This window comes from Nocardioides cavernae, assembly GCF_013410035.1.
In the GTDB taxonomy this organism is placed as follows: domain Bacteria; phylum Actinomycetota; class Actinomycetes; order Propionibacteriales; family Nocardioidaceae; genus Nocardioides; species Nocardioides cavernae_A.
Genome location: NZ_JACCBW010000001.1, coordinates 672,496 through 685,060 on the forward strand (window position 1 = coordinate 672,496; position 12,565 = coordinate 685,060).

The 12,565-nt window shown below is 72.2% G+C and carries 12 protein-coding genes and 1 tRNA gene; 9 read left to right on the plus strand and 4 right to left on the minus strand.

Annotated features, from left to right (window positions below):
• Positions 1 to 90: 90 nt before the first annotated feature.
• A complete protein-coding gene (gene glmU / locus F4692_RS03265) occupies positions 91 to 1,527 on the minus strand; it encodes a bifunctional UDP-N-acetylglucosamine diphosphorylase/glucosamine-1-phosphate N-acetyltransferase GlmU (protein ID WP_179618183.1) in 1,437 nt (478 codons plus the stop codon).
• Between the two features lie 120 nt (positions 1,528 to 1,647).
• On the opposite strand from glmU, the gene F4692_RS03270 reads away from it, so the two are divergent.
• Entirely contained in the window at positions 1,648 to 2,169 is a 522-nt protein-coding gene (locus F4692_RS03270; RefSeq protein ID WP_179618184.1) for a hypothetical protein, read from the plus strand.
• Positions 2,170 to 2,424: 255 nt separating this feature from the next.
• Here F4692_RS03270 and F4692_RS03275 read toward each other — a convergent pair.
• Positions 2,425 to 2,503, minus strand: a tRNA-Gln gene (locus tag F4692_RS03275).
• Positions 2,504 to 2,681: 178 nt separating this feature from the next.
• On the opposite strand from F4692_RS03275, the gene F4692_RS03280 reads away from it, so the two are divergent.
• From F4692_RS03280 to F4692_RS03295, 4 genes are read left to right on the plus strand one after another with little or no spacing between them, the layout of a single operon-like run.
• Positions 2,682 to 3,641: an ABC transporter ATP-binding protein gene (locus F4692_RS03280; protein ID WP_308645140.1), complete on the plus strand. Its 960-nt coding sequence runs from the start codon at positions 2,682 to 2,684 to the stop codon at positions 3,639 to 3,641.
• Positions 3,634 to 4,527: an ABC transporter permease gene (locus F4692_RS03285; protein ID WP_179618185.1), complete on the plus strand. Its 894-nt coding sequence runs from the start codon at positions 3,634 to 3,636 to the stop codon at positions 4,525 to 4,527. Before F4692_RS03280 ends, F4692_RS03285 begins: the two co-directional genes overlap by 8 nt.
• Positions 4,524 to 5,435: an ABC transporter ATP-binding protein gene (locus F4692_RS03290; protein WP_179618186.1), complete on the plus strand. Its 912-nt coding sequence runs from the start codon at positions 4,524 to 4,526 to the stop codon at positions 5,433 to 5,435. The genes F4692_RS03285 and F4692_RS03290 overlap by 4 nt, the downstream gene beginning before the upstream one ends.
• The gene (locus F4692_RS03295) at positions 5,432 to 6,133 is read left to right on the plus strand and encodes an ABC transporter permease (RefSeq protein ID WP_179618187.1); all 702 of its coding nucleotides are present in this window, start codon (positions 5,432 to 5,434) and stop codon (positions 6,131 to 6,133) included. Before F4692_RS03290 ends, F4692_RS03295 begins: the two co-directional genes overlap by 4 nt.
• Positions 6,134 to 6,140: 7 nt before the next feature.
• On the opposite strand, the gene F4692_RS03300 is transcribed toward F4692_RS03295, so the two are convergent.
• On the minus strand, positions 6,141 to 7,694 hold the full coding sequence (locus F4692_RS03300; protein WP_179618188.1) for a PucR family transcriptional regulator: 1,554 nt from the start codon (positions 7,692 to 7,694) through the stop codon (positions 6,141 to 6,143).
• A 136-nt stretch (positions 7,695 to 7,830) separates the two neighbouring features.
• Between F4692_RS03300 and F4692_RS03305 the strand changes: the two genes are divergently transcribed.
• Genes F4692_RS03305 through F4692_RS03320 form a run of 4 tightly spaced genes read left to right on the plus strand, consistent with a single transcriptional unit; the run spans position 7,831 to position 11,332 of the window.
• Positions 7,831 to 8,289 (plus strand): nucleoside deaminase, encoded by a 459-nt coding sequence (locus F4692_RS03305; RefSeq protein WP_179618189.1) that lies wholly within the window; start codon positions 7,831 to 7,833, stop codon positions 8,287 to 8,289.
• Positions 8,286 to 9,590 (plus strand): cytosine permease, encoded by a 1,305-nt coding sequence (gene codB / locus F4692_RS03310; protein ID WP_179618190.1) that lies wholly within the window; start codon positions 8,286 to 8,288, stop codon positions 9,588 to 9,590. The genes F4692_RS03305 and codB overlap by 4 nt, the downstream gene beginning before the upstream one ends.
• A 36-nt stretch (positions 9,591 to 9,626) precedes the next feature.
• Positions 9,627 to 10,748 carry an ATP-dependent DNA ligase gene (locus F4692_RS03315; protein WP_179618191.1) on the plus strand — a complete coding sequence of 374 codons (1,122 nt, stop codon included), beginning with the start codon at positions 9,627 to 9,629 and terminating at the stop codon, positions 10,746 to 10,748.
• Positions 10,745 to 11,332, plus strand: a complete 588-nt coding sequence (locus F4692_RS03320) for a hypothetical protein (RefSeq protein ID WP_179618192.1) — start codon at positions 10,745 to 10,747, stop codon at positions 11,330 to 11,332. Before F4692_RS03315 ends, F4692_RS03320 begins: the two co-directional genes overlap by 4 nt.
• Positions 11,333 to 11,454: 122 nt before the next feature.
• On the opposite strand, the gene F4692_RS03325 is transcribed toward F4692_RS03320, so the two are convergent.
• Positions 11,455 to 12,555, minus strand: coding sequence for a hypothetical protein (locus F4692_RS03325; RefSeq protein WP_179618193.1), 1,101 nt, complete (start codon positions 12,553 to 12,555; stop codon positions 11,455 to 11,457).
• Between the last annotated feature and the right edge of the window lie 10 nt (positions 12,556 to 12,565).

Genomic DNA, 12,565 nt, shown 5'->3' on the forward strand with positions numbered 1-12,565 from the left:
GTCACGCCACGCGACTCCTCGCTCGGGGGGCAGTTCAGGAGCTGTACGACCTGATTCTGGCCCACGTCCGGGCCGTTCCCAAGACCGGGGTCACGACTCGGTCTTCTCCTGCTGTTCACGCGCCGTTCGGGCCGCCTCGGCCTGCGCCGTGCCCGCCCGCCTCGACTCCGCCCAGCCCTCGAGGTTGCGCTGCGGGGCGCTGCTGACGGCGAGCGCACCGGCGGGGACGTTGCGGCGTACGGTCGTCCCGCCCGCCGTGCCGGCGCCGTCGCCGACCTCCACCGGGGCGACGAACGTGTTGTTGGAACCGGTCTTCGCGTGCCGCCCGATCACGGTGCGGTGCTTCGCGACGCCGTCGTAGTTCGCGAAGATCGTGCCCGCCCCGATGTTGGTGCCCTCCCCGATCTCGGCGTCGCCGACGTAGGACAGGTGCGGCACCTTGGCGCCGTCGCCGATCGTGGAGTTCTTGGTCTCGACGAAGGTGCCGATCTTGCCGCCGGTCCCGAGCTGGGTGCCCGGCCGGAGGTAGGCGAACGGCCCCACCGTCGCCCCCTCGCCGATCACCGCGAGCTCCCCGTGCGTGCGTACGACCCGCGCACCGGCGCCGACCTCGCAGTCCTTCAGGGTCGTGTCGGGCCCGACCACTGCGTCCTCGTGGACGACGGTCGCGCCGAGCAGCTGGGTGCCCGGGAGGATCGTGGCGTCCGGCTCGAGGACCACGTCGGCCTCGATCCAGGTCGTCGCGGGGTCCATGACCGTGACGCCGTCCTTCATCCAGCGGGTCACGATGCGACGGTTCAGCTCCTTGCCGAGCTCGGCGAGCTGGGCGCGGTCGTTGGCCCCCTCGGTCTGGGCGACGTCCTCGATGAGGTGCGCGCCGACCGTCAGACCGTCCTCGCGGGCCAGGCCGACCGCGTCGGTGAGGTAGTACTCCCCCTTGGCGTTGTCGTTGCCGATCCGCGACAGCGCCGAGACCAGGAACTCCGCGTCGAAGGCGAGGATCCCCGAGTTGATCTCGTCGATCTCGCGCTGCTCGGGGGTCGCGTCCTTCTCCTCCACGATCGCCTCGACGTCGCCCTCGTGGTTGCGCACGATGCGGCCGTAGCCGAACGGGTTGGGCACGCGGCCGCTCAGGATGCTCACCGCCCGCTGCGCCGCTTCGTGCTCCTCGGCGAACGCCCGCAGCGACTCGCCCTCGAGCAGCGGGGTGTCACCGGCGGCGACGATCACGGTGCCGGCGGTCGTCCCGGAGGCCTCCATCGCGATGCGTACGGCGTGCCCGGTGCCCTCCTGCGTCTCCTGGACGGCCAGCACCGCGTCCGGCACCAGGTCGGTGATGTGCGGACCCACCTGCTCGCGCTGGTGTCCCACGACGGCGACCACGCTGGTCGGCTCGACGGCCTGCACGGCGCGGAGCACGTGACCGATCATGGAACGCCCGGCGACGGGGTGCAGCACCTTCATGGTCTTCGACTTCATGCGGGTGCCGCCGCCGGCGGCGAGGACGATGACGGTGAGGTTGTCCATGGCCGCAGTCTGTCACCGCGCCCGGGTGGGGCGAACTCGCTGCGTGGCTCCTGACGGATTTCCACGCGTACGAGTGGAAATCCATCGCGCCGCCACGGCCGGAGCGGGAACGATGGCGGGATGGACGACGAGGAGTACGCCCGGGAGCTGTTCCGGATCCTCACCCGGCCGCCCGAGCCCGACCTCGAACCGGGACGGCTGGGTGACGACTGGATCGACCGGAGCGACGGCTTCAGAACCGACGTCCAGGTGGTATCGCTCGAGGTGGTCCCTGGCCCGTACGGCGCTCAGGTCGACGTGCGCTTCGAGCTCGACGTCCCGGCGGGGTACGACGTACCTGCTCAGGGTCATGTGCTGATGCCGCTCGACGAGGAGTGGCGCGCCGCGAGCGGATTCGTCGAGCCCGAAGACTATGCGCCGCGCATTGCCGGACGGGTCTCCCGGGCCGCGCGCGAGCACGTGGTCGCGCACACGGGACCCCCTCGCCGAGGGTTCGACGTGCCCGACCGCGAGGAGCAGCACGCCCTCCTGCTGCGCGTCCTCGGTCGCCATGGGGAGGTCGAGCACGTCGCGTCCGACTGCTACGTCGTCCGGACCGACGGGGACGACGACATGGTCGTGCTCCTGACACCGGAGCAGTAGGAGCAGGTCCTCCGTCGCAACGGAACACCTCACGACGCAGTCGACCACTACGAGGAGCTCTTCGCCTCGAATCCGGCCGGCCAGCGGTTCTGGATGTTCTGGGAGGGCGACCTCACCTCCTCGACGCGCGAGCAGCTGCCACCGGTTGCCACACCTCGGCCGTCGTTGCGTGAGATGAGGCGGAGCCTCGACGAGGCCAGGGCGAGCGGGCGCGACTTCGGCTGGTTCGCGTACGAGCCCACGCGGGACGAGGAGCTCCCCGGGTAGGAGTCGAACCTACGTCGCTAGTCCTGATTCAAAGTCAGGCGGGCCCTACCGGCAGACCAACCGGGGAATGTGGGAGCAAGCCTAGGGCCCGCCTCGGGACGTCATGAGAAATGGTGGTCAGAACCGCCGGTTCCCATGACGTCCCGCCCCAGGTTCGGCGCCCCGGGCGACCTTCACCACACCTCCACACGGATCCGGGCGATCCCTGATGCCGGCCGGCCGGCCGGGCCGCTAGCGTGGCGGGCGTGACGGGGGAACTCATCGGGGGCCCGGCGGTCATCTCGACCGCGGGACTCACCAAGCACTACGGCAACGTGCACGCGCTGACCGACCTCACGGTCGACGTCGGCGCGGGCGTGACGGGGCTGGTCGGCGCCAACGGCGCGGGCAAGTCGACGCTCATCAAGATCCTGCTCGGGCTGCTCGAGCCGACGGGCGGGCACGCCCACGTGCTCGGCCACGACATCGAGCAGCAGAGCCAGGAGATCCGGCGGCTGGTGGGCTACATGCCCGAGCACGACTGCCTGCCGCCCGACGTGAGTGCCAGCGACTTCGTCGTGCACATGGCGCGGATGTCGGGCCTGGGTGCGTCGGCGGCGCGCGAGCGGGCGGCGGACGTGCTGCGGCACGTCGGCCTCGACGAGGAGCGCTACCGGCCGATGGGGGGCTACTCCACCGGCATGAAGCAGCGGGCCAAGCTCGCCCAGGCGCTCGCCCACGACCCGCGCCTGGTCTTCCTCGACGAGCCGACCAACGGCCTCGACCCGGCGGCGCGCACCGACATGCTGCGCCTCGTCCAGCGCATCGGCAGCGACTTCGGCATCGCCGTCCTGGTCACCTCCCACCTGCTCGGCGAGCTGGAGCAGGTGAGCGACCACGTCATCGTCCTCGACGGCGGCCACCTCCTGCGCAGCAGCTCGACCGGCGAGTTCACCGAACGCACCGGCAGCCTGCTGGTCGAGGTCGTCGGCACCGAGACCGAGCGCGACCGCCTCGGCGAGGCACTCGCCCAGCGCGGCCTCACCTGCCGTCCCCGCGGCGCGATGGTCGCGATCGACCCGCCCCCGCCGGAGCTCGCCGAGGGCGGCGCCGCGCAGGACCTCATCCGCGACGTGGCCGCCGAGCTGGGGCTGGGCCTGATGCGCCTCCAGCCCGACCGGCGCCACCTCGAGGACGTCTTCCTCGAAGGAGGCACCCGTGTCTGAGCTCTCCGGCACCCCCCGCTCCGGGGTCATCCACGACCTCGGCTACCGCCACTTCGACGGCGTGCGCGAGGGCACGCCCGCGATCGCGCGGACCTTGTTCGTCACCGGCGTGCGCCACGCGTACGGCCTGGGCCGCTCCGGCAAGTCGAAGGTCATGCCGTTCCTGCTGCTCGCGATGTCGCTGCTGCCCGCGGCGATCGTGGTCGGCGTGGTGGTCCTGACCGGTCTCGACTCGCTGCCGGTGTCATACGCCGACTACACCAACCAGACGCAGCTGCTGGTCAGCCTCTTCGCCGCCGCCCAGGCGCCGGTGCTGTTCTCCCGCGACCTGCGCCACCGCTCGATCGTGCTCTACCTCGCGCGACCGCTGTCGGCGCCCGTCTTCGCGCTGATGCGGTGGCTGTCCCTCGCGGTGTCGATGCTGGTCTTCACCCTGGTGCCCACCCTCCTGCTCTTCGCCGGCGCACTCCTGGCCGGGCTGGACAAGAGCGACCAGCTCACCAGCGTGGGCAAGGCGATCGCGCTGCAGGTCCTGCTCGCGGCGATGGTCGCCGGGATCGCCGGCCTCATCTCGTCGGTCTCGTTGCGCCGCGGGTTCGCCGTCGTCGGGTCCGTGATGGCGTTGATCGTGCTCACCGGGGTCGTCACCGTCGTGCAGAACATCGCCTACTACGAGGGCGACAGCGAGTCGGGCTCGGTGGCCACGGGCCTCGCGTCACCGTGGTCGCTCCACAACGGCCTCGCCAACGCGTGGGACGCCGGGGTCGACACCCCCGCCGCCGTGGGAGCCGCGTGGGTCCCGGCGTACGTCATCGTGGCGCTGCTGCTCGTCGCCGGCTGCCTGCTCGGGCTGGTCGCCCGCTTCCGGAAGGTGGGGTCGCGATGAGCACCCTCGTCCTCGACTCGGCCTCGCGCTGGTTCGGCAACGTCGTCGCGGTCAACGACGTCTCCCTGTCCATCGGCCCCGGGGTCACCGGGCTGCTCGGCCCCAACGGCGCCGGCAAGACGACGCTGATGGCGATGATGTCGGGCTTCCTCGCGCCCTCGTCCGGGCACGTGACGCTCGACGGCGAGCCGGTGTGGCGCAACACCGAGACCTACCGCCAGGTCGGGCTGGTCCCTGAGCGAGAGCTCAGCTTCGGCTACCTCACCGGTCGCCAGTTCGTCCGGGCCAACGCCGACCTCCACCGCCTCCCGGACGCGGCCGCCGCGACCGAGCGGATCCTCGAGGTCGCCGACATGGTCGAGCCGGCCAGCCGCCGCCTCGACACCTACTCCAAGGGCATGCGGCAGCGCGTCAAGATCGCCGCCGCCCTGGTCCACGACCCCTCGGTGCTGCTCCTCGACGAGCCGTTCAACGGGGTCGACCCGCGCCAGCGGATGCACCTGATGGACCTGCTCCGGCGCCTCGGCGACGAGGGCCGCACGGTCCTGTTCAGCTCGCACATCCTCGAGGAGGTCGAGCGCCTCGCGCGCCACATCGAGGTCGTGGTCTCCGGGCGGCACGCCGCCTCCGGCGACTTCGGTGCGATCCGCCGGCTGATGACCGACCGGCCGGTGCAGTACGCCATCCAGTCCAGCGACGACCGCGCCCTCGCGGCGGCGCTGATGGCGGAGGAGTCGGTCCGCGCGGTGAGCCTGCGCGCCGACGGCCTCGACGTCCAGGTGGGGGACCTCGGCAGCTTCGCCGTGAGCCTGCCCGGACTCGCCCGGCAGCACGACGTGACCCTGTTCGAGCTCTCCCCCAGCGACGAGTCGCTGGAGAGCGTCTTCGCCTACCTGGTGGCCCGATGATGAACGCGACGATCGCCAAGCTGGCGCTGCAGGCCCTCCTGGGCCGGCGCCGCTTCTACGTCCTGCTCGCCTTTCCCGTCCTGCTGATCGGCCTCGTCGCGCTCGTCACGGCGCTCACCGACGGCGACGCGGCGTACGGCGTCCTGCCCAACCTCGGCTACCCGCTCGTGCTGCCGCTCGTCGCCATCCTCGCGGCGTCGTCGGTGCTCGGCCCGGAGGTCGACGACGGCTCGATCGTCTACCTGCTCTCCAAGCCGGTGAACCGCTACGGCGTGGCGGCCAGCAAGTGGGTCGTGGCCCTCGGCGCGACGCTGGTGGCCGGCGCGCTGCCGATCCTCGTCGCCGCGCTGATCACCGGGGACAGCACGCGGGCACTGGCGCTCTTCGTCGCGTCGACCGTGGCCGGGACGGCGTACGCCGCGCTGTTCCTCGCCATCTCCGCGGTGACCCGCCACGCCGTGATCGCGTCGCTGATGTTCGTGCTGATCTGGGAGAGCCTGCTCGGCAACCTCTTCAGCGGGATCGCCTGGCTGAGCATCGGCCAGTGGGGGCTGCGGGTCGGGCACGCGATCTCCGCGGAGCTCCCCGACCCCGCGAACCTGCCGTACGCCGTCATCGCCAGCCTCGTCGTGACCGTGGTCGGCGTGTGGTTCGCCGGCGACCGGCTCCGGTCGTTCTCGCTGCGCGGCGAGGACTGACGCCGGCTCACCCGCCGAACCCGACCCGCGGGTCGATCCCGGTGCGCAGCCGCCACGCGAGGAGGCCCAGGCGCAGCCCCAGCTGCTGGTCGGCGTCGTCGAGCTCGACCCCGAGCAGGCGCTCGATCCGCTCCAGCCTGTCGTAGAGCGACTGCCGGCGGATGCCGAGGGCCGACGCGGCCGCGGCCTTGGACGTGCCCAGGGCCAGGTAGGTGTCGAGTGTCCGCAACAGCTCGCTGCGGTGCCGGCTGTCGTGCTCGATGAGCGGTCCGACCTGCTCCTCGGCCACGCCCGCCCATGCCGCCGGTCCGAGCGTGGACAGCAGGTGGGGCGCCGCGAGGTCGCGCGCCAGCAGCACGCCGTCGCGACGACCCGTGCGCCGGGCGAGCTCCAGCAGCTCGCGCGTGGCGCCCAGCGCCGACCCCAGCTCCGAGGCGTCGAGGACGAGCGGACCGGCGACGACCAGGGCTGGTGCCGCGCCGTCACCGGTGCCCGCCGCGGCGAGGGCGCGCCCCAGGTCGAGGTGGGCGCCCTCGAGCGCCGAGCGCGCCAGTCCCGGCCGCGGCCACCCGCGCACGACCGCGACCCCGCGGCTCCCGGAGAAGCCGGCCAGCACAGGCGTCGTGACACCTCGGAGCGCGTCCTCGAGTGCAGGCACCACGTCGGTGAGCGCCGTACGCGGTTCGACGGCGACGGCGAGGGGCTGCCAGCCGCGGCCGTCCGACGGCGGCCAGCCGAGATCGGTCAGGCGGTCGGTCACCTGGGTGCCGGGCGGCGGCGTCGCCGCGCAGAGGTCGGAGACCAGCGACTGGCTCGGGCTGGGGCGCTGTCCGAGCGAGCCGGCGCGGCCCAGCTCGAGCGCCACCGCCACCGCCGCCTGCCGCGCCACGCGTCCGCGCTGGCGGGTCGGGCCACCGAGGAGGTGCAGCGTGCCGACGACGCCGGCCGGCCCGCGTACGGGCTCGGTGACCCGGGCGTCCTCAGCGACCGACGCAATCGTGCTGCGCTCCACCACCTGGTCGTCCCGGTCGCGCAGCTCCACCTCGCAACCGGCCGCCCGGGAGACCTCGTCCAGGAGCGCGCGCAGCCCACGGCCGTCGATGACGACCTGGGCGAGGTCGCCCCACGCCGCCCCGCCGCCGGCGTGCGCGCGACGCCGCACGACGAGCTCGTGGAAGTCCTCCACCATCCGCTCGAACGGCACCACCTGGGTCAGGCCGAGCACCACGAGACCCCGCCTGCGCGCGGCGTCGAGGATGGCTGTCGGGACCTCGAAGAACGTGCGCCCCAGCTCGAGGGCCAGCGCTGCGAGGCCCGCGTCGGCGAGCTGCTCGACGTAGGCCGCTAGGTGGTCCGACGTGCGACCGTGCAGGCCCAGGCCGGTGGTCAGCAGCACCTCACCACCGGCGAGCAGGGCACCCATCTCGAAGACCTCCGAGGAGTGCACCCACCGCACCGTCACCCCGTCGGGGTCGCCGGTGAGCACCCGGACACCGGCCGCCCGGAAGGACGGCAGGGCCAGCACGTCGGGGAGCGGGATCAGCACCTGGACCTCCAACACACACTGACGTTGTGTCCGGAGACTAGACCCTCTGACCGGGCGAGATGTCCGTTGTCCCGGGCCCGCTCCCTCTGGTGGTGTGAGCGGGCACACATCCCGCGTCGGACGCGGCACCACCGGACGAAGGACCCCCACCATGATCGACGCAGCGGAGCAGACATTCCTCGACCTCGCGATCGAGCAGGCACGGACCGGGTGGCAGGAGGGCGGCATCCCGATCGGTGCCGCACTCGTGCACGACGGCGAGGTGCTCGCCGTCGGCCGCAACCGCCGCGTGCAGATGGGGTCGGCGATCCGGCACGGCGAGACCGACTGCATCGAGAACGCCGGTCGCCTCCCGGCACGGATCTATCGGGGCAGCACGCTCTACACGACGCTGTCCCCGTGCTTCATGTGTGCGGGCACGGCCGTGCTCTACGACATCCCCCGCATCGTCATCGGCGAGAACCGGACCTTCGAGGCCTCCGAGTCGTGGCTCGCCTCCCGCGGGGTCGAGCTCGTCGTGGCCGACGACGCCACGTGCAGGTCGCTGATGGACACGATGATCGCCGAGAAGCCGGAGCTCTGGGCCGAGGACATCGGGGAGGAGGCGTGAACACCCCCGGCACGAGCGTCCCGGCGGGCACGACCACCAGCGGAGCGACGGAGGTCGTCGACCCCGACTACCCCGTCACCCCGGTCCCGCTCCACGCCCGCAAGTCGTTCCTGTCCCTCGCGGTGGTGCTGCTCGGCTTCACCGTCTTCACCCCGACCATGCTCGCCGGCGCCCAGCTCGGCGCGGCCTTCTCGCTCTCCCAGCTGGTGCAGGTCATCCTCCTGGGCTCGCTCGTCCTCGGCGTGTACGTCGCGGTGCTCGGGTGGATCGGTGCTCGCACGGGGCTCACGACCGTCGTCATGTCGCGCTACGTCCTCGGCCAGCGCGGCGCCAAGCTCGCGTCGGTGCTGCTCGGCGGCACTCAGATCGGCTGGTACGGCGTGGTCATCGGCACCATCGGGGACCTGACCGCCCAGGCGCTCGAGTGGGAGTCCTACCCCTCGCGCGCCGCGGTGATGATCGCGGCCAGCGTCCTGATGTGCCTGACGGCCTGCTACGGCTACCGCGGCATGTTCTGGGTCTCGGCGGTCTCCACCCCGCTGATCCTCGTGCTGGCGTTCTGGGTGCTGCTGCGCTCGCTCGAGGAGGTGGGCGGCTGGTCCGGCCTCGCGGAGGTCGACCCCAGCACCTCGATGACGTGGTCGGTGGCGATCACCACCGTCGTGGGCACGTTCGTGTCCGCCGGCACGCAGGCGCCGAACTGGACGCGTTTCGCCCGCACGGGGAGCCACGCCGTCCTGGCGTGCGCGATCGGCTTCCTGGTGGGCAACGGCCTGATGATCTTCTTCGGCGCCACCGGTGCGATGACGTTCGGCGAGGGCGACTTCGTCCTGGTGCTCTACAACCTCGGCCTCGTCGGGTGGGGCCTGTTCCTGCTCTTCGGCAACCTGTGGAAGTCCAACGCCGACACTGCGTACGCCTTCGGCGTGGCCGGCGCCGAGCTCTTCGAGAAGCCGTCCAAGCTGCCCTTCGTCGTCGGCGGCTCGGTCATCGGCACCGGCCTCGCCCTCGTCGGGGTGCAGAACCACCTCGTCGACTACCTCGTGCTGCTCGGGGTGTTCATCCCGCCCCTCGGCGGCGTCATCATCGGCGACTACCTGGCCCGCTGGCGCGCCGGGATGCCCGAAGGGCTCGCGATCGCGCCGTTCCACTGGGTCAACCTCGGCATCTACGCCGTCGCGAGCGCCCTGGCGTGGACGGCCAACGAGACCGGCTTCTTCGTGCCGCCGGTGATCGGCGTGCTCGTCGCGCTGGTGCTCGCCCTGCTCGCGGGACGGCAGCAGGCGCAGCGCGCCGGCTGACGCCGGGGGCGAGGACGCGCGGCCTAGGGTGGTCCCGTGGACCTCCCCGTGATGCCGCCGGTGCTGCCGATGCTCGCCAAGAGCGTGAGCGGCGTGCCCGACCCGGCGAAGCACGGGGGCCTGAGCTTCGAGCCCAAGTGGGACGGCTTCCGCTGCCTGGTCTTCAAGGACGGCGACGAGGTCGAGCTGGCGAGCCGCAACACCAAGCCGCTCACCCGCTACTTCCCCGAGGTCGTGGAGGCCGTGCGCCGCCAGCTGCCCGACCGGGTCGTGCTCGACGGCGAGCTCTTCGTCGGGCTGCAGGGACCGGACGGCTGGCGCCTGGAGTTCGAGACGCTGCAGGAGCGCATCCACCCGGCCGCCAGCCGCGTGGAGAAGCTCTCCGTCGAGACGCCCGCGGGCTTCGTCGCGTTCGACCTGCTCGCGCTCGGCGACGAGTCCTACCTCGACCGCCCGCTGTCCGAGCGCCGCGCCGCGCTGGTCGCGGCGCTCGCCGACCTCGACGGCGCGGGACCGTGCTTCCTCACCCGCACGACCGAGGACCCGGCCGAGGCCGAGCGCTGGTTCGAGGAGTTCGAGGGCGCCGGGCTCGACGGCGTCGTCGCCAAGCCGCTCGGTGCGGCGTACGAGCCCAACAAGCGCACCATGCTCAAGATCAAGCACGAGCGCACCGCCGACGTCGTGCTCGCCGGCTACCGCGAGCACAAGACGTCCACCCCCGAGGAGCCGCTGATCGGGTCGCTGCTGCTCGGGCTGTACGACGACGCGGGCGAGCTGCAGCACATCGGCGTCTCCGCCAGCTTCACCGCGAAGAAGCGCGCCGAGCTCTGGCACGAGCTGCAGCCCCTGGTCTGCGACATCGCCGACCACCCGTGGGGACGGTGGAACGAGTTCCTCACCGCCAACCCCGACCGCGTCCCCGGCACCCAGAGCCGGTGGAGCGCGGGCAAGGACCTCGGCTTCACGGCCCTGCGTCCCGAGCGCGTGCTGGAGGTGAAGTACGACCACATGGAGGGTCGTCGCTTCCGGCACACCGCCCACTTCAAGAGGTGGCGCACCGACCGCGACCCGGAGACCTGCGGCTATGCCCAGCTCGACGAGCCGGCCGGCTACGACCTCACTAGGATCCTCAGCACCGACACCGGAGGCGAGTCATGACCGAGAGCAGCGACACCAGCACCACCGACTCCATCCACGACGGGAAGGGCACCTACGACGTGGTGCTCCTCGTCGAGCAGGCCCTCACGCCCGTGGACGCCCAGCAGGTGCGTTCGCTCCACGCCGAGATCGAGGACGAGGTCGTCTACCACGTGCTCCTGCCGCTCGAGGACGCCGCGGCGCGGGTCGAGGCCTCCGTCGGCACCCTGGGCGCGGGTGACCTGATGGCCGCCCCGGCGCTCGCGATGAACGACGTCGACATCGAGGCGCTGCGCCGCGAGTGCGAGGAGAGCTCCTCCGCCGACCTGCAGCAGACGCTGAAGGTGCTCGCCGCCGCGGGCGGCACCGCCCACGGCAAGGTCACGTCCGAGCCGCCGGTCGACGCGCTGGCGGCGATGGTCACGTCGGTGGACGCCCGCGAGGCGATCATCCTGACCCGCCCCCACGTCGTCGCCGAGTTCTTCCACGTCGACTGGACCTCGCGGGCCCGCCGCAAGCTGGGCGTACCCGTCCTCCACCTCATCGAGCACGAGAACTTCGACGAGCAGGCCTCCGGCCAGGGCGAGGGCGTCAGCGGCCTCTGATGGCGGTCCCCGAGCCGGGGTTGTCAGGCTCTCGCTGACGTTGTCAGGCGTTGCACAGGCCGACAACGTCAGTGATCCCCGGTCAGCCGGGGATCACTGATCTGACACCCTGACGCGGACGCTCAGCCCCGGCGCGTCACCCGACGCACGACGGCACGGCGCAGGATCGACGCGGCCTCGCGCCCGCCGACGGGCGGCACCTTCGACGCCCGGGCCTGGGTGAGGTCGCGGCGCAGCTGCTGCACGGTGACGCGCTGGGCCTCGCGTGCGTCGCGACCGGCGAGCGTCGCCTCGGCCTTGGTGTGGTCGAAGGTCAGGGCGACCGCGTCGGCGTAGCGCGCGTTGTAGTCCTCGTGGATCCGGTCCAGCGCCGCGAGGGTGTCGGCGTCGGTCGGCGAGGTGGTCAGCACGCCGAGGAGCCGCCAGACCTCCTCGGCCATGTCGCGCAGCCAGTCGGGCGTACGCACGTCGTCCCAGGTGAGCTGCGACTTGCGCATCGACGGCTCGATGAAGTCGTCGACGGCGTGGTGCCCACGACTGCCGGGCGCCGCCGAGAGGTCGGTGTCGAAGGACAGGTCGAGCTGCTCCTGGACCGGCGCCAGCGCCGCGCGCCAGTCGGCGAGCAGGTCCACGTACCTCACGAACGCACGCCTGTAGCCGCGCCCGGCCTTCTCGGTGAGCAGCGCCGCGTGCACCCAGCCGGCGACGTTGGACGTCTCCTTGGTGAGGCGGAGCTCCTCGGACTGGCTGGAGAGGTAGGCGATGTCGCGCGACCCGACGACCTCGGCCGGGTGCCGCAGCGCGGTGAGCCAGCGCAGGTCGATGTCGAGGTCGTGGCTGGCGATCCCCCACGCGGAGGCGAACCAGAAGGCGTGCGGGTCCTTGACGACGATCTGGGCATCGCCGCGCTCGGGCGCCTCGAGCTGGCCGGCCAGCCAGTCGCGCAGCTCCTCGGTCGGCTCGCCGGACGCGAGGTAGTCGGCCACCAGGCCGACCGCCGCCGGACGGCTGTCGATGTTGAACAGCGCGAGCTCGCGCAGGTGCCGCTTGTGGAAGTCGATGACCCACTGCGGCTCGTAGAACCCGCGCGGGTTGGTCTCCGACGCCTCCACCTCGGGCTGCGGCACGTGCAGGCCGAGCCGCTTGAGGGTGCCGGCGAGCGAGCTGGTGCCACTGCGGCCGGAGCCGGAGACCAGGACCAGCGGGGTGGGGGACGTCGGCATGGCCGTCACC

Bases quoted from the DNA above. Each gene is read 5' to 3' on its own strand.
- glmU (WP_179618183.1), bottom strand. From the start codon at position 1,527: ATGGACAACCTCACCGTCATCGTCCTCGCCGCCGGCGGCGGCACCCGC.
- F4692_RS03270 (WP_179618184.1), top strand. From the start codon at position 1,648: ATGGACGACGAGGAGTACGCCCGGGAGCTGTTCCGGATCCTCACCCGG.
- F4692_RS03290 (WP_179618186.1), top strand. From the start codon at position 4,524: ATGAGCACCCTCGTCCTCGACTCGGCCTCGCGCTGGTTCGGCAACGTC.
- F4692_RS03295 (WP_179618187.1), top strand. From the start codon at position 5,432: ATGATGAACGCGACGATCGCCAAGCTGGCGCTGCAGGCCCTCCTGGGC.
- F4692_RS03305 (WP_179618189.1), top strand. From the start codon at position 7,831: ATGATCGACGCAGCGGAGCAGACATTCCTCGACCTCGCGATCGAGCAG.
- F4692_RS03320 (WP_179618192.1), top strand. From the start codon at position 10,745: ATGACCGAGAGCAGCGACACCAGCACCACCGACTCCATCCACGACGGG.
- F4692_RS03325 (WP_179618193.1), bottom strand. From the start codon at position 12,555: ATGCCGACGTCCCCCACCCCGCTGGTCCTGGTCTCCGGCTCCGGCCGC.